The 18,023-nt window shown below is 55.0% G+C and carries 19 protein-coding genes; 14 read left to right on the top strand and 5 right to left on the bottom strand.

The genetic code is table 11. The annotated features are described in order from the left end of the window. Positions 1-34 precede the first annotated feature (34 nt). The 4 genes from aqpZ to hcr all read left to right on the top strand — a co-directional run bounded on the left by aqpZ (position 35) and on the right by hcr (position 4,535). Complete coding sequence (gene aqpZ / locus BN2591_RS12415; RefSeq protein WP_086871871.1) at positions 35-730, top strand: aquaporin Z; 696 nt, start codon at positions 35-37, stop codon at positions 728-730. Positions 731-856: 126 nt separating this feature from the next. After that, positions 857-1,756 (top strand): LysO family transporter, encoded by a 900-nt coding sequence (locus BN2591_RS12410; protein WP_086871869.1) that lies wholly within the window; start codon positions 857-859, stop codon positions 1,754-1,756. Between the two features lie 147 nt (positions 1,757-1,903). Further along, positions 1,904-3,556 carry a hydroxylamine reductase gene (gene hcp, locus BN2591_RS12405; protein WP_086871868.1) on the top strand — a complete coding sequence of 551 codons (1,653 nt, stop codon included), beginning with the start codon at positions 1,904-1,906 and terminating at the stop codon, positions 3,554-3,556. Positions 3,557-3,566: 10 nt separating this feature from the next. Beyond that, entirely contained in the window at positions 3,567-4,535 is a 969-nt protein-coding gene (gene hcr / locus BN2591_RS12400) for an NADH oxidoreductase (protein WP_086871867.1), read from the top strand. Between the two features lie 52 nt (positions 4,536-4,587). Here hcr and BN2591_RS12395 read toward each other — a convergent pair whose 3' ends face one another. Further along, a complete protein-coding gene (locus tag BN2591_RS12395) occupies positions 4,588-5,016 on the bottom strand; it encodes a DoxX family protein (RefSeq protein ID WP_086871865.1) in 429 nt (142 codons plus the stop codon). A gap of 153 nt (positions 5,017-5,169) precedes the next feature. Between BN2591_RS12395 and poxB the strand changes: the two genes are divergently transcribed. The 4 genes from poxB (at position 5,170) to BN2591_RS12375 (ending at position 10,480) form a co-directional block, all read left to right on the top strand. After that, the gene (gene poxB / locus BN2591_RS12390; RefSeq protein WP_086871863.1) at positions 5,170-6,888 is read left to right on the top strand and encodes a ubiquinone-dependent pyruvate dehydrogenase; all 1,719 of its coding nucleotides are present in this window, start codon (positions 5,170-5,172) and stop codon (positions 6,886-6,888) included. Positions 6,889-6,926: 38 nt separating this feature from the next. Beyond that, the gene (ltaE, locus tag BN2591_RS12385; RefSeq protein WP_086871861.1) at positions 6,927-7,925 is read left to right on the top strand and encodes a low-specificity L-threonine aldolase; all 999 of its coding nucleotides are present in this window, start codon (positions 6,927-6,929) and stop codon (positions 7,923-7,925) included. 10 nt (positions 7,926-7,935) lie between these two features. Next, positions 7,936-9,372 (top strand): SDR family oxidoreductase, encoded by a 1,437-nt coding sequence (locus BN2591_RS12380; RefSeq protein ID WP_086871859.1) that lies wholly within the window; start codon positions 7,936-7,938, stop codon positions 9,370-9,372. A gap of 94 nt (positions 9,373-9,466) precedes the next feature. Next, the gene (locus BN2591_RS12375) at positions 9,467-10,480 is read left to right on the top strand and encodes an NAD-dependent epimerase/dehydratase family protein (RefSeq protein ID WP_086871857.1); all 1,014 of its coding nucleotides are present in this window, start codon (positions 9,467-9,469) and stop codon (positions 10,478-10,480) included. Positions 10,481-10,485: 5 nt separating this feature from the next. On the opposite strand, the gene BN2591_RS12370 is transcribed toward BN2591_RS12375, so the two are convergent. The 3 genes from BN2591_RS12370 to BN2591_RS12360 are packed head-to-tail and all read right to left on the bottom strand — an operon-like array spanning position 10,486 to position 12,236. After that, entirely contained in the window at positions 10,486-11,052 is a 567-nt protein-coding gene (locus BN2591_RS12370) for a WG repeat-containing protein (protein WP_228007822.1), read from the bottom strand. 33 nt (positions 11,053-11,085) lie between these two features. Then, positions 11,086-11,916, bottom strand: coding sequence for an N-acetylmuramoyl-L-alanine amidase (locus tag BN2591_RS12365; protein ID WP_086871853.1), 831 nt, complete (start codon positions 11,914-11,916; stop codon positions 11,086-11,088). Then, complete coding sequence (locus BN2591_RS12360) at positions 11,913-12,236, bottom strand: heavy metal-binding domain-containing protein (RefSeq protein WP_086871851.1); 324 nt, start codon at positions 12,234-12,236, stop codon at positions 11,913-11,915. The genes BN2591_RS12365 and BN2591_RS12360 overlap by 4 nt, the downstream gene beginning before the upstream one ends. A 102-nt stretch (positions 12,237-12,338) precedes the next feature. Between BN2591_RS12360 and BN2591_RS12355 the strand changes: the two genes are divergently transcribed. From BN2591_RS12355 to artJ, 6 genes are all read left to right on the top strand, one after another. Further along, positions 12,339-12,854, top strand: coding sequence for a lipoprotein (locus BN2591_RS12355; RefSeq protein ID WP_086871849.1), 516 nt, complete (start codon positions 12,339-12,341; stop codon positions 12,852-12,854). Between the two features lie 209 nt (positions 12,855-13,063). Next, positions 13,064-13,792 (top strand): arginine ABC transporter ATP-binding protein ArtP, encoded by a 729-nt coding sequence (gene artP / locus BN2591_RS12350; RefSeq protein ID WP_020457200.1) that lies wholly within the window; start codon positions 13,064-13,066, stop codon positions 13,790-13,792. Between the two features lie 19 nt (positions 13,793-13,811). After that, entirely contained in the window at positions 13,812-14,543 is a 732-nt protein-coding gene (gene artI / locus BN2591_RS12345) for an arginine ABC transporter substrate-binding protein ArtI (RefSeq protein ID WP_086871847.1), read from the top strand. A gap of 6 nt (positions 14,544-14,549) precedes the next feature. After that, positions 14,550-15,266: an arginine ABC transporter permease ArtQ gene (artQ, locus tag BN2591_RS12340; RefSeq protein WP_017456143.1), complete on the top strand. Its 717-nt coding sequence runs from the start codon at positions 14,550-14,552 to the stop codon at positions 15,264-15,266. Next, complete coding sequence (artM, locus tag BN2591_RS12335) at positions 15,266-15,934, top strand: arginine ABC transporter permease ArtM (RefSeq protein ID WP_086871845.1); 669 nt, start codon at positions 15,266-15,268, stop codon at positions 15,932-15,934. The genes artQ and artM overlap by 1 nt, the downstream gene beginning before the upstream one ends. A gap of 171 nt (positions 15,935-16,105) precedes the next feature. Continuing rightward, the gene (gene artJ, locus BN2591_RS12330) at positions 16,106-16,837 is read left to right on the top strand and encodes an arginine ABC transporter substrate-binding protein ArtJ (RefSeq protein ID WP_086871843.1); all 732 of its coding nucleotides are present in this window, start codon (positions 16,106-16,108) and stop codon (positions 16,835-16,837) included. A 41-nt stretch (positions 16,838-16,878) separates the two neighbouring features. Here the strand turns inward: artJ and rlmC are convergent, their stop codons facing one another. Next, positions 16,879-18,006: a 23S rRNA (uracil(747)-C(5))-methyltransferase RlmC gene (gene rlmC / locus BN2591_RS12325; protein WP_086871841.1), complete on the bottom strand. Its 1,128-nt coding sequence runs from the start codon at positions 18,004-18,006 to the stop codon at positions 16,879-16,881. Between the last annotated feature and the right edge of the window lie 17 nt (positions 18,007-18,023).

The following is an 18,023-nucleotide window of genomic DNA, read 5'->3' as shown; positions in this document are numbered from 1 at the left end:
GCCTGGGTCCGTTTCTGTTTTTATCGAGGTGGCTATGTTTAGAAAATTAGCGGCGGAGTGCTTTGGCACATTCTGGCTGGTATTTGGCGGCTGCGGCAGCGCAGTGCTGGCAGCGACATTTCCACAAACCGGCATTGGTTTTGCCGGGGTGGCGCTGGCGTTCGGTTTAACGGTCATGACCATGGCATTTGCCGTCGGGCATATTTCCGGCGGTCATTTTAATCCGGCAGTCACACTCGGCCTGTGGGCCGGCGGCCGTTTTCCGGCAAAAGAGGTGGTGGGATATATTCTCGCGCAATTGGTTGGCGGCATTATTGCCGCAGCCGTGCTCTATTTAATTGCCAGTGGTAAAAGCGGTTTCGATGCCGCGACCAGCGGTTTCGCCTCCAACGGCTACGGAGAACATTCACCAGGACATTACACAATGTATTCCGCCATTATTATTGAGATTGTCCTGAGCTGCGGTTTCTTGCTGGTGATTCACGGAGCGACAGATAAAAATGCACCTGTCGGTTTTGCACCTGTCGCCATTGGCCTGGCGCTGACCTTAATCCATTTGATTAGCATCCCGGTCACCAACACCTCCGTCAATCCGGTGCGCAGCACCGCCGTGGCAATTTTCCAGGGCGGCTGGGCGTTAGAGCAGTTATGGTTGTTCTGGGTGATGCCGATTATCGGCGGCCTCCTCGGTGGCGTTATTTACCGTACGCTACTGGAAAAACGCACGTAATATAAAGACCCGGTTTTTTACCGGGTCTTTTGCATAATCTTTCTTATTTTTTGCAGCTTTACTCATTTTCCACCTTTGGGTAGTGTGTTCCCCGGTGTTTTCACTTTGCAAGGATTCGGGCGCTTCATGCTTTCAGGACTGTTAATTATTCTTTTGCCGTTGGTCATCGGTTATCTGATTCCCCTGCGTCACACTGCTGCGCTCAAACTTATCAATAAATTACTCAGCTGGATTGTCTATCTGATCCTCTTTTTTATGGGGATAAGCCTCGCCTTTCTCGATAATCTCAGCGCGAACTTACTGGCGATATTGCATTATTCAGCGGTCAGCGTGGTGGTGATCCTGCTGTGTAACGCCGCGGCACTGCTGTGGCTGGAGCGCACACTGCCGTGGCATCACCAGCACCAGCAAGAAAAATTGCCTTCGCGTATTGCGATGGCGCTGGAGTCCCTGCGTCTGTGCGGTGTGGTGGTCATCGGTTTCGCCATTGGGCTTTCCGGGCTGGCGTTTTTGCGCTATGCCACGGAAGCCAGCGAATATACACTGATCTTCCTGTTGCTACTGGTGGGTATCCAGTTGCGTAACAGCGGGATGACGTTGAAACAGATTGTCCTCAACCGCCGCGGAATGATTATTGCCGTGGTGGTTGCTGGCAGTTCACTGATTGGCGGTGTGATTAATGCGCTGATCCTCGGCCTGCCGCTGAAAACGGGTCTTGCCATGGCATCAGGATTTGGCTGGTATTCTTTGTCGGGCATTCTGCTTACTGAGTCGTTCGGCCCGGTGATCGGCAGCGCCGCCTTCTTTAACGATCTGGCGCGCGAGTTGATTGCCATCATGCTGATCCCAGGTCTGGTACGTCGCAGCCGTTCAACCGCGCTCGGGTTATCGGGCGCGACATCGATGGATTTCACCCTGCCGGTACTTCAGCGCTCCGGTGGCCTGGAACTGGTGCCCGCCGCCATTGTGCATGGTTTTATTCTCAGCTTGCTTGTGCCGCTATTAATGGCCTTTTTCTCTGCCTGATACCGCATTGGCGGTAGATGCCTGCCGCCAAACTTGCGCTAAATCAATATCCCCTTAAATTGCCGACAAAATCGCTTTTAAGCCTCCCAACGGCAGCATAATCTTAAACATGCATTTCAAATATAACTTTAACATAAAGGTGTGACCATGTTTTGTGTGCAATGTGAACAAACCATCCGAACTCCGGCGGGCAACGGCTGTGCATACGCGCAGGGGATGTGCGGTAAAACCGCTGAAACCTCCGACCTGCAGGATCTCTTGATTGCCGCGTTACAAGGGCTCTCCGCCTGGGCCAGCAAAGCACGTGAGTACGATCTGATTGATCATGAGATCGATAACTTCGCGCCGCGCGCCTTCTTCTCTACCCTCACTAACGTTAACTTCGATTCCGTGCGCATTGTCGGCTACGCGCGCGAGGCGATTGCCAAACGTGAAGCGCTGAAAGCCCGCTGCCTCGCTATCGATCCGCATGCCCACGTCGATAATCCGATGGCCGACCTGCAACTGGTCAGCGATGATCTCGGCGCTTTACAGCGCCAGGCGGCGGAGTTCACGCCGAACAAAGACAAAGCGGCGATTGGTGAAAACATCCTTGGCCTGCGCCTGCTCTGTCTGTATGGCCTGAAAGGTGCGGCGGCTTATATGGAACACGCCCATGTACTCGGCCAGTACGACAACGATATCTACGCCCGTTACCACAACATCATGGCATGGCTGGGCACCTGGCCTGCCGATATGAATGCCCTGCTTGAATGTTCAATGGAAATCGGCCAGATGAACTTCAGCGTGATGAGCATCCTGGACGCCGGTGAAACCAGCACTTATGGCCACCCGACGCCTACTCAGGTCAACGTCAAAGCCGTTGCCGGTAAATGTATCCTGATTTCCGGTCACGACCTGAAAGATCTCTACAACTTGCTGCAACAAACCGAAGGCACCGGCGTAAACGTCTATACCCACGGTGAAATGCTGCCCGCGCACGGCTATCCGGAACTGCGCAAATTCAAACATCTGGTGGGTAACTACGGTAGCGGCTGGCAGAATCAGCAGGTGGAATTCGCCCGCTTCCCTGGCCCGATTGTGATGACGTCCAACTGCATTATCGATCCGACCGTTGGTTCTTATGACGACCGTATCTGGACACGCAGCATCGTCGGCTGGCCGGGTGTTAACCATCTCGAAGGTGACGATTTCGCACCGGTGATCCGCCAGGCGCAGCAGATGTCCGGCTTCCCGTTCAGCGAAATCGAACACCTGATCACCGTCGGTTTTGGTCGCCAGACGCTGCTTGGCGCGGTGGATTCCCTGATCGATTTGGTGAGCCGCGAAAAACTGCGTCACGTTTTCCTCGTTGGCGGCTGTGACGGCGCGCGCGGTGAACGCAGCTACTTCACTGATTTCGCCACCCAAGTGCCGGATGACTGCCTGATCCTGACGCTGGCCTGCGGTAAATACCGCTTCAACAAACTCGACTTTGGCAACATTGAAGGCCTGCCGCGCCTGATTGATGCGGGTCAGTGTAACGACGCTTACTCAGCCATCATCCTGGCGGTGACGCTGGCGGAAAAACTGGGCTGCGGCGTTAACGATCTGCCGCTGTCGCTGGTGCTCTCCTGGTTCGAACAAAAAGCGATTGTCATTCTGCTGACTCTGCTCTCGCTGGGTGTGACGAATATTGTCACCGGGCCGACGGCACCAGGCTTCCTGACGCCTGACCTGCTGGCGGTGCTGAATGAGAAATTCGGCCTGCGCCAGGTCACGACCGTGGAACAGGATATGCAGCAGTTGCTGAGCGCGTAAGGAGCTAACCATGACCATGCCAACCCCTCAATGCCCGTGGCGTATGCAGGTTCACCATATCCAGCAGGAAACGCCGGATGTCTGGACACTGTCGCTGTTGTGCCACGATTACTACCCGTATCGCGCCGGGCAATATGCGCTGGTGAGTATCCGCAACAGCGCGGATACGCTGCGGGCCTATACCCTCTCTTCAACGCCGGGCGTTAGCGAATACATTACGCTGACCGTACGCCGTATTGATGATGGCGCAGGTTCTCAGTGGCTGACACGGGAGGTAAAACGCGGCGATTATCTGTGGCTTTCCGATGCGCAGGGGGAATTCACCTGCGATAACGAACCGAACGATAAGCTGTTGCTGCTGGCGGCAGGGTGCGGCGTGACGCCAATTATGTCAATGCGCCGCTGGCTGGCGCATTACCGTCCGCATGCTGACGTACAGGTGATCTTCAATGTGCGCTCGCCGCAAGACGTGATTTTCGCCGATGAATGGCGCGATTACCCGGTCACGCTGGTGGCTGAAAATAACGCCACGGCAGGCTTTGCCTCTGGCCGTCTGAGCCGCGAGTTACTGAGCCAGGTACCGGAACTGGCAGCGCGTACGGTAATGACCTGCGGCCCGGCGCCGTATATGGATTGGGTTGAAAGCGAAGCCAAAGCGCTTGGCGTGACGCGTTTCTTTAAAGAGAAATTCTTTACGCCAGTGGCTGAAGCCGCGACCAGTGGACTGAAATTCAGCAAACTCTCGCCGATGAAAACTTTCTACGCGCCGGTGGGTAGCACACTGCTGGATGCGCTGGAAAGCAATAAAATGCCGGTTAATGCCGCCTGCCGCGCCGGTGTCTGCGGTTGCTGTAAAACGCAGGTGGTTTCCGGGGAATACACCGTCAGCAGTACCATGACGCTAACGGAACAAGAGATTGCCGATGGCTTCGTACTGGCCTGCTCCTGCCACCCGCAGGGCGATTTAGTGCTGGCATAACCCGCAATAAAAAAGCGCCCCTCATCTGAAGGGCGCTTTTTCCTTAAACCGTTTACTTCCAGGCTGGTGCGACGGAGTAACGACCCGCACCGATAAACGCAATCACCAGCGCCGCAATAAAGTAATACACCATGCTCTCAATCGCCCATGCGCCAGTCGCATCCAGCGATCCGGTTTTACCCACGCCAACCAGCAGCCAGGCCACAATCATGGTGAATGCCAGCACCAGCGCAGCAGGACGCGTCAGTACGCCGAGGATAATCAGGATCGGGCACAGCACTTCGCCAATCAGCACACCATAAGCGATAAAACCAGGCAGCCCCTTCGCCGCCAGCATCCCTGCAATCCCATCAATACCGCCGATTAATTTATGCAGCCCGTGGAATAGCATCAGCCCGCCAACCATCAAACGCAGCAGCAGACGGCCAAAATCTTCATGCGAAAACATATTATTAACTGAGTTTAACAATGATTTAACCATTTGAAATGATTCCTGTTTTCATCGACCTGTGTCAGACTATTCCGTTCTGTAACAAAAATAAACCCCTGTTTTATAAAAGGTCATCGCAAATCTCCTTTGTGACGCATTCATTGTCTAAGCTTGTAAGCAAGATCACAAAAAGGAGCGTCGTAGATGAAACAGACAGTGGCCGCGTATATCGCCAAAACGCTGGAACAGGCAGGCGTAAAACGCATTTGGGGAGTCACCGGCGATTCCCTTAACGGCTTAAGTGACAGCCTGAACCGCATGGGCACCATCGACTGGATGCCGACCCGTCATGAGGAAGTCGCCGCGTTTGCCGCAGGCGCAGAAGCACAACTGACCGGCGAGCTGGCCGTCTGCGCGGGTTCGTGCGGGCCAGGCAACCTGCATTTGATTAACGGCTTGTTCGACTGCCATCGCAACCATGTTCCGGTGCTGGCGATTGCCGCACATATCCCGTCCAGCGAGATCGGCAGCGGCTATTTCCAGGAAACGCATCCGCAGGAGCTGTTTCGCGAATGCAGCCACTACTGCGAACTGGTGTCTAACCCGGAACAGATCCCGCAGGTACTGGCGATTGCCATGCGCAAAGCCATTCTCAACAAAGGCGTGTCGGTGGTGGTACTGCCGGGCGATGTCGCGCTGAAACCTGCGCCGGAAAGCGCCAGCAGCCACTGGTATAGCGCACCGCAACCGGTTGTCACTCCTGCTGAACAGGAACTGCACAAGCTGGCGCAACTGCTGCGCTATTCCACGAATATTGCGCTGATGTGCGGCAGCGGCTGCGCCGGGGCGCATAAAGAGTTACTGGCGTTTGCCGGTAAGCTGAAGGCGCCGATTGTCCACGCCATGCGCGGCAAAGAACATGTGGAGTACGACAACCCCTTTGACGTGGGTATGACCGGCTTAATTGGCTTCTCGTCGGGTTTCCATACCATGATGAATGCCGACACGCTGGTGCTGCTCGGTACACAATTCCCTTACCGCGCGTTTTACCCCACCGATGCGAAAATCATCCAGATCGACATCAATCCGGCGAGTATCGGCGCGCACAGCAAGGTAGACATGGCGCTGGTAGGCGATATCAAAGCCACCCTTGCCGCCCTGCTACCGTTGCTGGAGGAAAAAACCGACCGCAAATTCCTCGACAAAGCGCTGGAAGACTATCGCCAGGCACGTAAAGGGCTGGATGATTTAGCAAAACCGAGCGATAAAGCGATCCATCCCCAGTATCTGGCGCAGCAGATTAGCCACTTCGCTGACGATGATGCCATTTTCACCTGTGATGTCGGTACGCCAACCGTCTGGGCTGCGCGTTACCTGAAAATGAATGGCAAACGCCGCCTGATTGGCTCCTTTAACCACGGTTCGATGGCAAATGCCATGCCACAAGCGCTGGGCGCTCAGGCCACATTCCCGCAACGGCAAGTGGTTGCGCTGTGTGGCGACGGTGGTTTTAGCATGCTTATGGGCGATTTCCTGTCGGTGGTACAGATGAAACTGCCGCTGAAAATTATCGTTTTTAATAACAGCGTGCTCGGTTTTGTGGCGATGGAGATGAAAGCGGGCGGCTACCTGACGGATGGCACAGAGCTGCAGGATACCAACTTTGCGCGTATCGCCGAGGCCTGCGGCATTACCGGTATTCGCGTGGAAAAATCGGCCGATGTTGACGACGCGCTGCAACGCGCATTCTCTATCGATGGCCCGGTGCTGGTGGATGTCACCGTGGCGAAAGAAGAGCTGGCGATCCCGCCGCAAATCAAGCTGGAACAGGCAAAAGGCTTTAGCCTCTACATGATGCGCGCCATCATCAGCGGGCGCGGCGATGAGGTGATCGAACTGGCGAAAACCAACTGGCTCAGGTAAAACAGAGGGCATTACCCATCGTAAGATAAGGAAATGCCGTGATCGATTTACGCAGTGATACCGTAACCCGCCCGAGCCGCGCCATGCTGGAACAGATGATGGCCGCCCCGGTCGGGGACGACGTTTACGGTGATGACCCGACGGTCAATGAACTGCAACGTTACGCCGCCACACTCAGCGGTAAAGAGGCGGCGCTGTTTTTGCCTACCGGTACCCAGGCCAACCTGGTCGCCCTGCTCAGCCACTGCGAACGCGGTGAAGAGTATATTGTCGGCCAGGGCGCACATAACTATCTCTACGAAGCAGGCGGCGCAGCGGTGCTTGGCAGCATCCAGCCACAACCGATCGATGCCGCCGCCGATGGTACGCTGCCGCTGGATAAAGTCGCGGCGAAAATCAAAGCCGACGACATTCACTTCGCCCGCACCAAGCTGCTGAGCCTCGAAAACACCCACAACGGCAAAGTATTGCCGCGCGAATACCTGCGACAAGCGTGGGAATTTACCCGCGAACGCGGCTTATCGCTGCATGTCGATGGTGCGCGCATCTTCAACGCGCTGGTGGAATATGGCTGCGAACTGAAAGAGATCGCCCAATTTTGCGACTCGTTCACTATTTGCCTGTCGAAAGGTCTCGGCACGCCAGTAGGCTCCCTGCTGGTGGGCGATAAAGCGTATATCACCCGCGCTAATCGCTGGCGCAAAATGACCGGCGGTGGCATGCGTCAGGCCGGGATTCTGGCGGCAGCGGGACTGTATGCATTACAAAACAATGTCGCGCGGCTGAAAGAAGATCATGAAAATGCCGCGTGGCTGGCCGCGCAACTGAAAGCGATCGGTGCCGATGTTATGCGCCACGACACTAATATGCTGTTTATCCGTGTGGGCGATAACGCACAAGCGCTGGGCGCGTATCTGCGTGAGCGCGGCGTGTTGATTAATGCCTCGTCAGTGGTGCGGCTGGTCACGCATCTGGATGTCGACCGTGAGCAACTGGCTGAGGTGGTTCGCCACTGGCAGGCCTTTTTACAGCGCTAAGGAGCGGGATGTGGCGCAGCGGATCCTGGTGCTTGGTGCCAGCGGCTATATTGGACAACGGCTGGTCGAAGCGCTCAGCCAGCAAGGTCATCAGATAAAAGCGGTCGCGAGAAACTTAACTCGCCTGCAAAAGCAACAACTGCCGGGCGTCAGTTGCCATCGCGTTGATCTCTGGTGGCCGCAGGAGTTGCCCGCGTTATTAACTGATGTCGATACGCTCTATTATCTGGTGCACAGCATGGGCGAAGGCGGCGATTTTGTCGCCCACGAGCGGCAAATCGCGTTGAATGTGCGCGATGCGCTGCAGGGTTCGTCGGTCAAGCAGCTTATCTTTCTCAGTTCATTACAGGCGAAGGGCGCAACCCATTCCGACCACCTACTGGCCCGGCAATACACCGGCGATCTGCTGCGCGCGGCAGGCATTCCCGTTACCGAATTACGCGCGGGTATCATCGTTGGTGCCGGTTCCGCCGCCTTCGAAGTAATGCGTGACATGGTGTTTAACCTGCCGGTGTTAACGCCGCCGCGCTGGGTGCGCTCGCGCACCACGCCGATTGCGCTGGAAAATTTACTGCATTATCTGGTCGAACTGCTTCAGCACCCCACGCAAGAACACCGGGTGTTTGAGGCCGCCGGGCCGGAAGTGCTGAGCTATCAACAGCAGTTCGATCACTTTATGCGCGTAAGCGGCGTTCATCGCCCGTTGATCCCAATTCCCCTCCCCACCCGGCTGATTTCTGTCTGGTTTTTACACCTCATCACGTCTGTGCCGCCGACCATCGCCAAAGCATTAATTCAGGGCTTAAAGCATGATTTGCTGGCAGATGATACCGACTTGCGCCGCCTGATCCCACAGACGCTGATCCCGTTTGATGACGCGGTGCGCCGCACCCTGCAGGAGGAGGAAAAGCTGGTCAACTCCAGCGACTGGGGTTACGACCCGCAGGCGTTTTCCCGCTGGCGTCCGCAATATGGTTACTACCCGAAACAAGCGGGTTACACCGTGAAAACCGCTGCCAGTCTGAGCGCATTGTGGGAAGTGGTTAACCGCATCGGTGGCAAAGAGCGCTACTTTTTTGGCAACCTGCTGTGGCAAACTCGCGCGGCGCTGGATCGTTTAATAGGCCACAAACTGCCACGCGGGCGGCCAGAGCGTGCATTTTTACAGACTGCCGACGCGGTAGACAGCTGGAAAGTGATCATCGTTGAGCCAGAGCAGCAACTGGCGCTGCTGTTTGGTATGAAGGCGCCGGGGCTTGGGCGGCTTAGCTTTACGCTGACCGATAAAGGCGATCACCGGCTGCTGGATGTCCGCGCATGGTGGCATCCGCACGGTATGCCGGGGCTGTGGTACTGGTTATTGATGTTCCCGGCACACCTGTTTATTTTTCGCGGCATGGCGCAGCGCATTGCCCATATTGCAGAACAAAATAGAGAAAAAGTCTGAGCTTAACCGCTTTTCTTTTCGTCATCCCATTGCATCAGAGCGTAATTCACGGAAGAATGCCCGCGATAAAGCCTTTTCAACACAATGGATCGATATGAAAGTACTGGTCACGGGCGCAACCAGCGGTTTAGGCCGAAACGCGGTCGAGTATTTACGGCAAAAAGGAATTAGCGTCAGGGCCACTGGTCGTAACGAAGCCATGGGCAAGTTACTCAGTAAAATGGGCGCTGAATTTGTGCACGCCGATCTGACCGAGCTGGTCTCCTCTCAGGCTAAAGTCATGCTTGCCGGGATCGACACGCTGTGGCACTGCTCAAGCTTCACGTCGCCGTGGGGCACGCAGGAAGCGTTTGACCTGGCAAACGTGCGCGCGACTCGCCGTCTCGGTGAGTGGGCCGTCGCCTGGGGCGTACGCAACTTTATTCATATCTCCTCCCCTTCGCTCTATTTTGACTATCACCACCATCGCGAAATCAGTGAAGACTTTCGCCCGGCGCGTTTCGCCAACGAATTTGCCCGCAGCAAAGCGGCCGGGGAACAGGTGATCGATCTGCTGGCGCAGGCGAATCCCAACACCCGTTTCACCATTTTGCGTCCGCAAAGCCTGTTTGGTCCGCACGATAAAGTCTTTATTCCACGTCTGGCGCAGATGATGCACCACTACCGCAGCGTGTTGCTGCCGCGCGGTGGCGAAGCGCTGGTAGATATGACCTATTACGAAAACGCGGTGCATGCGATGTGGCTCGCCAGCCAGCCGCAGTGCGATAAGTTACCTTCCGGGCGGGCGTATAACATTACCAACGGCGAGCCGCGCTCGCTGCGCAGCATCGTGCAGACATTAATTGATGAGCTGGGTATTCACTGCCGTATTCGCTCGGTGCCATACGCGATGCTGGATATGGTGGCGCGCAGCATGGAGCATTTCGGCGATAAACGCGCCAAAGAGCCTGCCTTCACCCATTATGGCGTGTCGAAGCTCAATTTTGATTTTACGCTGGATATCAGCCGCGCCCAGCAGGAACTGGGCTATACGCCGATAGTGACACTGGATGAAGGCATCAAACAGACGGCGTACTGGTTAAAAGACCACGGCAAACTGCACCGCTGAATGATTTAAAACGGGCCGGATTTGACGTCAGAAATTTTCTGCCCGCTTTTGTCGATATAGAACCACTCCCCGCCGACCAGCGCGGTATGCTCGCCATCCTTTTGCGGTTTGCAACCGTTACACACCAGCGCTCTGCCTTCTTTAAACTGCCAGCCGTAATCGAATTGCGGCGCGATGCGGTTGCGGAAATTGTCGTCCCAGTAGCCCACTTTGCCGTTCTGGCGCGAGCGCACCAGCCCTTCAACAAACCAGTCCGGCCCATTATCAAAGTGCACAACGGAAAGGTAGCTCTCCGGCGAGCGCACATAGTAATCGGCATCCATCAACCCGGCGGCGCGCATATAGTCATACAGACCGACCCACGACATCCCCTCGACGTCGCGGGTTTTCGCAAACAACGCAGGCAGGAATTTGAGCTTGCCGTCTTTTACTTCAACGCACTTATCGAGTTTTTCCACGTTATCCGTGGACTTATCCCAGTAAGCACAGCTGAACACCGTCACCGGGTTTGGCGCGGCATGGGCAGAAAAAGCCGCCATCAGTAGCGCGCCTGACAGGATGCGAAACCTCATCTCCATTGACCTCGTCATAAAAAACAGTGGGAATTAACCCGCCTGGCCATATTTTTCCAGTAATGCCTCGGCAATCGCCTGGCTTTCAGCATCCGCGATACCGTTCCAGAGACCGGGGCGAAAATGCATCTGAAACGCCATGATCACCCTTTTTTGCTCGGCGGGTGTCATTTGCGGTTTCACCTCATAGCCATAACGCGCCAGGAGATCCAGCAGCGAGGCGGTATCAACCGGCTCATGCGCGGCGCGTCCATTCAGATAAAACGCCACACGCTGCGCATCCGGCCAGGCGCCAATTCCCTGAGCAAACAACGTTTGCCACGGGAACAACGGGCCAGGGTCGTCTTTACGCTGCGGCGCGATATCCGCATGCGCGACGACATTCTGCGGCGCAATGTTGTAGCGTGAGACTATATCTTTTACCAGAGGAATCAATGCATTAATTTGCGCGGGCGCAAAAGGTGCGAATTGTTTTCCGCCAGAGGTACGTTGCCAGCCGCGATTTTCCAGCTCAATGCCGATGGAGGTATCGTTGATGCGCGTCGCGCCGCGCCAGAAACTCACCCCTGCGTGCCAGGCTAACTCCTGCTCCGGAACCAGTTGCCAGATCCGCGGTTTGCCGTGATGAAGCGGTGGATCTGCCGGGATCAGGTAATGCGCACTCACCTGCTTATCCGTAAGCGTTGCCAGCGACACGTCAAAATCATCGGCGGTGTAGTGAATAACCAACACTTTAATACGCGGATACGCCGCCTGCGCCTGCCGCCGGGTATCAAGCTGATAACCGTTTTTATCAAGAATGCCTTTTTCACTGGCGCAACCCGCGAGTAACAGCGCCAGTAACAGGAACACAATCTTTTTCATGCCCGCGTTTTCACCGCCGTACCGCTGACACACACCATCAGCATACTGCCCTCTTTGCCTACCGTTTCGTAATCAACATCAATGCCGACCACCGCGTTCGCACCCAGTGCTTTAGCCTGCTCACCGAGTTCGCGAAATGCGATATCGCGCGCCTTGCGCAGCTCTTTCTCATAAGCACCGGAGCGGCCGCCAACGATATCGCGGATGCCGGCAAAGAAGTCACGAAAAATATTCGCCCCAAGAATCGCTTCCCCGGTAACGACCCCGCAGTACTCGACAATCGGTTGCCCTTCCAGCGTCGGTGTGGTTGAAAACTGCATCGGTTTCTCCTTTTAGCGTTCAATGCGTTACACCACACATTATCAGATCAATACACTATTCTTGAAAGGTCGTGACTTCTGAAGAGAAATAAGGAAATCAATATGCGCTATTCAGTTTTGACTCTCGCCTTGCCATGCGCGCTGCTGTTAAGCGCCTGCACCACGGTAACGCCTGCATTTAAGGATACGGGCGCGCGCGTTGGCCCGTGTGTGGAAGGCGGTCCGGATTCCGTAGCACAGCAATTTTATGACTACCGCATCGCGCACCCCGGTAACGACTGGACTGCGCTGCGCCCCTATCTGAGCGATGATCTAAGCAAAATGCTCACCGCCGCCAGCCGTGATTCGCGCAATGCCACGCTTTTAAAAGCGGATCCGTTCTCCAGCCGCAATGTCACGCCAGAAAAAGCTGACGTCGCCAGCGCATCGACCATTCCGAATACCGATGCACGGAATATTCCACTGCGCGTCACGCTCACCAAAGGTGACCAAAGCTGGCGGGATGAAGTGCTGATAATCCGCGAAGGCCAGTGCTGGGCAGTAGACGATGTGCGCTATCTCGGCGGTACGGTGCATGCGCCCGCCGGAACGCTACGTCAGTCGGTTGAACATCGGTAATTATTTCATGCTCTAATCGATAACCCCCGTAAAATGTCTGGCATTCCGCGGTGAATGCCGACATTTATGCCTGGTTCCCGCACCGCTCGGTATTTTGTGCTAACTTTATGTATGAAGTTGGTTTATTTTTAAGTTTTAACGCACAAATATTGCATAACTATTCTGTCAACGTTACTATTTGCGGCCTCAATTGCTATCAGACTGCTTCGATGAGTATTAAATTAAACAGCATCAATTGCTTTTATGGCGCACACCAGGCGCTGTTCGATATCACACTGGATTGCCCGCAAGGGGAAACACTGGTGCTGCTCGGCCCAAGCGGTGCGGGTAAAAGTTCGCTGTTGCGCGTACTCAACCTGCTCGAAATGCCGCGTTCCGGCCAGTTAAGCATTGCAGGCAATCACTTCGATTTTGCCAAAACCCCGTCTGATAAAGCGATTCGCGAATTGCGCCAGAACGTGGGCATGGTATTTCAGCAATATAATCTCTGGCCGCATCTGACCGTGCTGCAAAACCTGATTGAAGCGCCGTGCCGCGTGCTCGGTTTAAGCAAAGATCAGGCGCTGGCGCGCGCGGAAAAACTGCTGGAGCGTTTACGCCTCAAACCTTATAGCGATCGTTTTCCGCTGCATTTATCCGGCGGACAGCAGCAACGTGTCGCTATCGCCCGCGCGCTGATGATGGAACCGCAAGTATTGCTGTTTGATGAACCTACCGCCGCGCTCGATCCAGAAATCACGGCGCAAATCGTCAGCATCATTCGTGAACTGTCGGAAACCGGCATCACGCAAGTTATCGTGACCCACGAAGTGGAAGTGGCGCGTAAAACCGCCAGCCGCGTGGTGTACATGGAAAATGGTCACATTGTTGAGCAAGGGGATGCGGGCTGCTTTGCCGCGCCGCAGACCGACGCGTTTAAATATTACCTATCTCACTGAAGAATCGGGATTAATGACAATGAAAAAAGTACTGATTGCCGCGCTACTTGCAAGCGTAAGCCTTACCGCTACAGCAGCCCAGACTATCCGTTTCGCCACCGAAGCGAGCTACCCCCCGTTTGAATCCACCGACGCGAATAACAAAATTGTTGGTTTCGATGTCGATCTGGCTAACGCGTTGTGTAAAGAGATTGACGCAACCTGTACCTTTACCAACCAGGCGTTTGACAGCCTGATCCCAAGCCTGAAATTCCGCCGTTTCGACGCGGTCATGGCCGGTATGGATATCACCCCGGAACGTGAAAAACAGGTGCTGTTCACCACGCCTTATTACGACAACTCCGCGCTGTTTGTGGGTCAGCAAGGTAAATTCACCAGCATTGACCAGCTGAAAGGCAAACGTGTTGGCGTGCAGAACGGCACCACGCACCAGAAATTCATCAACGACAAGCACCCGGAAATCACCACCGTTCCTTACGACAGCTACCAGAACGCGCGTCTGGATCTGCAAAACGGCCGTATTGATGCCGTGTTCGGCGACACCGCCGTGGTAACAGAATGGCTGAAAGCGGACGCGAAACTGGCCGCAGTGGGCGATAAAGTCACCGATAAAGAGTACTTCGGAACAGGTCTGGGCATCGCGGTACGCCAGGGCAACACCGAGTTGCAGCAGAAATTCAATGCCGCGCTGGAAAAAGTGAAGAAAGATGGGACTTACCAGACCATCTATAACAAATGGTTCCAGAAGTAATCCTTAATGAACGAAATGTTTCCATTAGCAAGCGCCGCCGGGATGACCGTCGGCCTTGCCGTTTGTGCGCTGATCATCGGCCTGATTCTGGCGATGATCTTTGCCGTTTGGGAGTCCGTTAAGTGGCGCCCGATTGCCTGGATTGGCACCGCGCTGGTCACCGTACTGCGTGGCTTGCCGGAGATCCTGGTGGTTCTGTTTATCTATTTCGGCTCGTCGCAACTGCTGCTGACGCTCTCTGATGGTTTCACCATCAATCTGGGCGTGGTGCAGATCCCGGTGCAGATGCAGATTGAGAACTTTGATGTCAGCCCGTTTCTGTGCGGTGTGATTGCGCTCTCCCTGCTGTATGCGGCTTACGCCTCGCAAACCTTGCGCGGTGCGTTGAAAGCTGTACCGGACGGGCAGCGGGAATCCGGCCAGGCGCTGGGTTTGTCAAAGGGAGCTATCTTTTTCCGCCTTGTGATGCCGCAAATGTGGCGTCACGCGCTGCCGGGGCTGGGTAACCAGTGGCTGGTGCTGCTGAAAGATACCGCGCTGGTGTCGCTGATCAGCGTGAACGATTTGATGCTGCAAACCAAAAGCATTGCTACTCGTACACAGGAGCCATTTACCTGGTATATCGTGGCGGCGGTGATTTACCTGGTTATCACCCTGTTAAGCCAGTGGGTGCTTAAACGCATCGATATGCGCGCAACCCGCTTTGAACGGAGGCCGGAATAATGCTCGAGTTTTTACCAGAGCTGTTCAAAGGCCTGCACACCAGCCTGACGCTCACCGTGGCGTCGCTGATTGTGGCGCTGATCCTATCGCTGCTGTTCACCATTGTGTTGACGCTGAAAACGCCGGTGCTGACGCACATTGTGCGCGGCTATATCACGCTGTTCACCGGTACGCCATTGCTGGTGCAGATTTTCCTGATTTACTACGGCCCTGGGCAGTTCCCGTCGCTGCAGCACTATCCGGTTATCTGGCATCTGCTCTCTGAACCATGGTTGTGCGCACTGCTGGCGCTGTCGCTGAACAGCGCGGCATATACCACGCAGTTGTTCTATGGCGCGATCCGCGCCATTCCGGACGGGCAGTGGCAATCCTGCGGCGCGCTCGGGATGAGCAAGAAAGACACGCTGGCGATTTTGCTGCCTTATGCATTTAAACGCGCGCTGTCGTCCTACTCCAACGAAGTGGTGCTGGTGTTTAAGAGTACCTCGCTGGCGTACACCATCACGTTAATGGAAGTGATGGGCCACGGCCAGTTACTGTATGGTCGCACTTATGACGTCACCGTGTTCGGTGCCGCCGGGCTGATTTATCTGGTGGTCAACGGGCTGTTAACGCTGATGATGCGCCTGATTGAGCGTAAAGCGCTGGCATTCGAACGACGTAACTAATTTGCATAAATAGTAAGCAAAGGCGAGCTAATGGTTTCATTACTCGCCTTTTTTATTGTCATGAAAATATATTTAAGCATTTTTATTGAATATAAATTCATTTAATGGCATGGTTAGCGTCACGCTTTAGACACGGCAACAACAATAAGATTGACCGACAGGAGTTCGATAATGAAAAAACTGCTACTCGCCGCCCTTCTCGCTTCATTCGCCGCTGGTGCTTCTGCAGCAGATAAAATTAACTTCGGGGTTTCCGCTACTTACCCGCCATTTGAATCGATGGATGCGAGCAACAACATCGTCGGTTTTGATATCGACCTGGCAAACGCCCTGTGCAAACAGATGCAGGCTGATTGCACGTTTACCAACCACGCATTCGACAGCCTGATCCCGTCGCTGAAATTCAAAAAATATGACGCGGTGATTTCCGGTATGGACATCACCCCGGAACGTAGCAAACAGGTCGCTTTCACCGACCCGTACTACGCTAACTCCGCGCTGGTGATCGCCAAAAAAGACGCCTTTAAATCTTTTGATGATCTGAAAGGCAAACGTATCGGCATGGAAAACGGCACCACCCACCAGAAATACCTGCAGGACAAGCATCCGGAAGTAAAAACCGTGGCTTACGACAGCTACCAGAACGCGATTATCGACCTGAAAAATGGCCGTATCGATGGCGTGTTCGGTGATACCGCGGTGGTCAATGAGTGGCTGAAAACCAACCCGCAACTGGGTGTCGCAACACCGAAAGTGACCGACCCGCAATACTTCGGCACCGGCCTTGGCATTGCGGTGCGCCCGGATAACAAAGCGCTGCTGGAAAAACTGAACGCCGCGCTGAAAGCGATTAAAGCTGATGGTACTTATCAGAAAATCAGCGATCAGTGGTTCCCGCAGTAACGCATATTGGTTGTGATAAAAAAGCCGCTCTCGCGGCTTTTTTATTGCTTCACCAACAGCGCCAACACCTCATAATGCGCGGTATGCGGGAACATATCGAACAGTTGAACGCGCTCAATGCGATAACCCGGCAGCAGGCGAATATCTTTCGCCATCGTGCGGGCGTTGCAGCTGGAGTAGATGATGTACGGCGGTGCCATGCGGCTTAAATAGTCGCACAGCGCCGCGCCAATCCCGCGCCGCGGTGGGTTGACCAGCACCAGCTCAGGAATGTCGTGCGAAGCGGTAGCAAACCGGGTTGAATCCAGCGCCTGGAAGTGCAGGTTTTGTAAACCAAGCGCCTGCGCTGATTGTGTGGCGCAGGCAATCGCTTCCGGGGCGATTTCAATACCCGTCAGCCGCATCTCCGGTGTTGCGCAGTGCAGACCAAAACCGCCGACGCCGCAAAACAGATCCCACATATGGTTAACCGGCAGCGCCCGAACCCAGTTGCGGGCAGTCGCATACAACGCGCTGGCAACGGCCGGGTTGGTCTGGAAAAAGCTCTGCGGGCGGATCCACAGCGGCACGCCGTTAAAGTTTTCCGCCAGCGCCTGCTGTTCGGTGAAAAAAATCTCCGTCTCGCCTTCCATGATCGCCATATGTACCGGCTGGATATTGGCGGAGATCACTTTCAGTTGCGGCAATTGCGCCTGAAGCACAGGCAAGGCCGCGCGCAACTGCGCAAGTTTCGCCTCCGAGCGCAGCACAAAGCGCAGCATCATGCCTCCATCCAGCTGGCTTTCGGTCAGCAGCAGGTATTTCAGCTCACCACGTTTACGCGCCACGTTGTAAGGCGTTAAACCGGCGCGGGCAATAAACGGCTTGAGCGCGGCAAAAACCGGGGCAAAAGAGTGCGGGTAGAGTGGGCAATCGGTCAAATCTTCGGGCGTACCATCGCGATGCAACATGCCAAGCAGCGGTTTTTCCACACTGCCGCTGACCACCATTTTGGCTTTATTACGAAATCCCTGCTCCGGGCCACTCACTGGCGAACACCACTCGGCAACAGGCAAGCCATCCAGCAGCGTATGGAGATCGTCCATTTTTGCGGTAAGTTGCTGTGAGACGGGTTGTTCTATCCATTGACAGGAACGACAACGACCAGCGTCAAAGAGAGCGCACTGCATAGTAAAGCCTTTCATTT

It is taken from the genome of Kosakonia pseudosacchari (genome assembly GCF_900184035.1).
In the GTDB taxonomy this organism is placed as follows: Bacteria; Pseudomonadota; Gammaproteobacteria; order Enterobacterales; family Enterobacteriaceae; genus Kosakonia; species Kosakonia pseudosacchari.
The sequence above is the reverse complement of the archived record's forward strand: the minus strand, read 5'-3'. Positions and strand labels throughout refer to the sequence as shown.

Bases quoted from the DNA above. Each gene is read 5' to 3' on its own strand.
- aqpZ (WP_086871871.1), top strand. From the start codon at position 35: ATGTTTAGAAAATTAGCGGCGGAGTGCTTTGGCACATTCTGGCTGGTA.
- BN2591_RS12410 (WP_086871869.1), top strand. From the start codon at position 857: ATGCTTTCAGGACTGTTAATTATTCTTTTGCCGTTGGTCATCGGTTAT.
- hcp (WP_086871868.1), top strand. From the start codon at position 1,904: ATGTTTTGTGTGCAATGTGAACAAACCATCCGAACTCCGGCGGGCAAC.
- hcr (WP_086871867.1), top strand. From the start codon at position 3,567: ATGACCATGCCAACCCCTCAATGCCCGTGGCGTATGCAGGTTCACCAT.
- BN2591_RS12395 (WP_086871865.1), bottom strand. From the start codon at position 5,016: ATGGTTAAATCATTGTTAAACTCAGTTAATAATATGTTTTCGCATGAA.
- poxB (WP_086871863.1), top strand. From the start codon at position 5,170: ATGAAACAGACAGTGGCCGCGTATATCGCCAAAACGCTGGAACAGGCA.
- BN2591_RS12375 (WP_086871857.1), top strand. From the start codon at position 9,467: ATGAAAGTACTGGTCACGGGCGCAACCAGCGGTTTAGGCCGAAACGCG.
- BN2591_RS12370 (WP_228007822.1), bottom strand. From the start codon at position 11,052: ATGAGGTTTCGCATCCTGTCAGGCGCGCTACTGATGGCGGCTTTTTCT.
- BN2591_RS12365 (WP_086871853.1), bottom strand. From the start codon at position 11,916: ATGAAAAAGATTGTGTTCCTGTTACTGGCGCTGTTACTCGCGGGTTGC.
- BN2591_RS12360 (WP_086871851.1), bottom strand. From the start codon at position 12,236: ATGCAGTTTTCAACCACACCGACGCTGGAAGGGCAACCGATTGTCGAG.
- BN2591_RS12355 (WP_086871849.1), top strand. From the start codon at position 12,339: ATGCGCTATTCAGTTTTGACTCTCGCCTTGCCATGCGCGCTGCTGTTA.
- artP (WP_020457200.1), top strand. From the start codon at position 13,064: ATGAGTATTAAATTAAACAGCATCAATTGCTTTTATGGCGCACACCAG.
- artI (WP_086871847.1), top strand. From the start codon at position 13,812: ATGAAAAAAGTACTGATTGCCGCGCTACTTGCAAGCGTAAGCCTTACC.
- artQ (WP_017456143.1), top strand. From the start codon at position 14,550: ATGAACGAAATGTTTCCATTAGCAAGCGCCGCCGGGATGACCGTCGGC.
- artM (WP_086871845.1), top strand. From the start codon at position 15,266: ATGCTCGAGTTTTTACCAGAGCTGTTCAAAGGCCTGCACACCAGCCTG.
- artJ (WP_086871843.1), top strand. From the start codon at position 16,106: ATGAAAAAACTGCTACTCGCCGCCCTTCTCGCTTCATTCGCCGCTGGT.
- rlmC (WP_086871841.1), bottom strand. From the start codon at position 18,006: ATGCAGTGCGCTCTCTTTGACGCTGGTCGTTGTCGTTCCTGTCAATGG.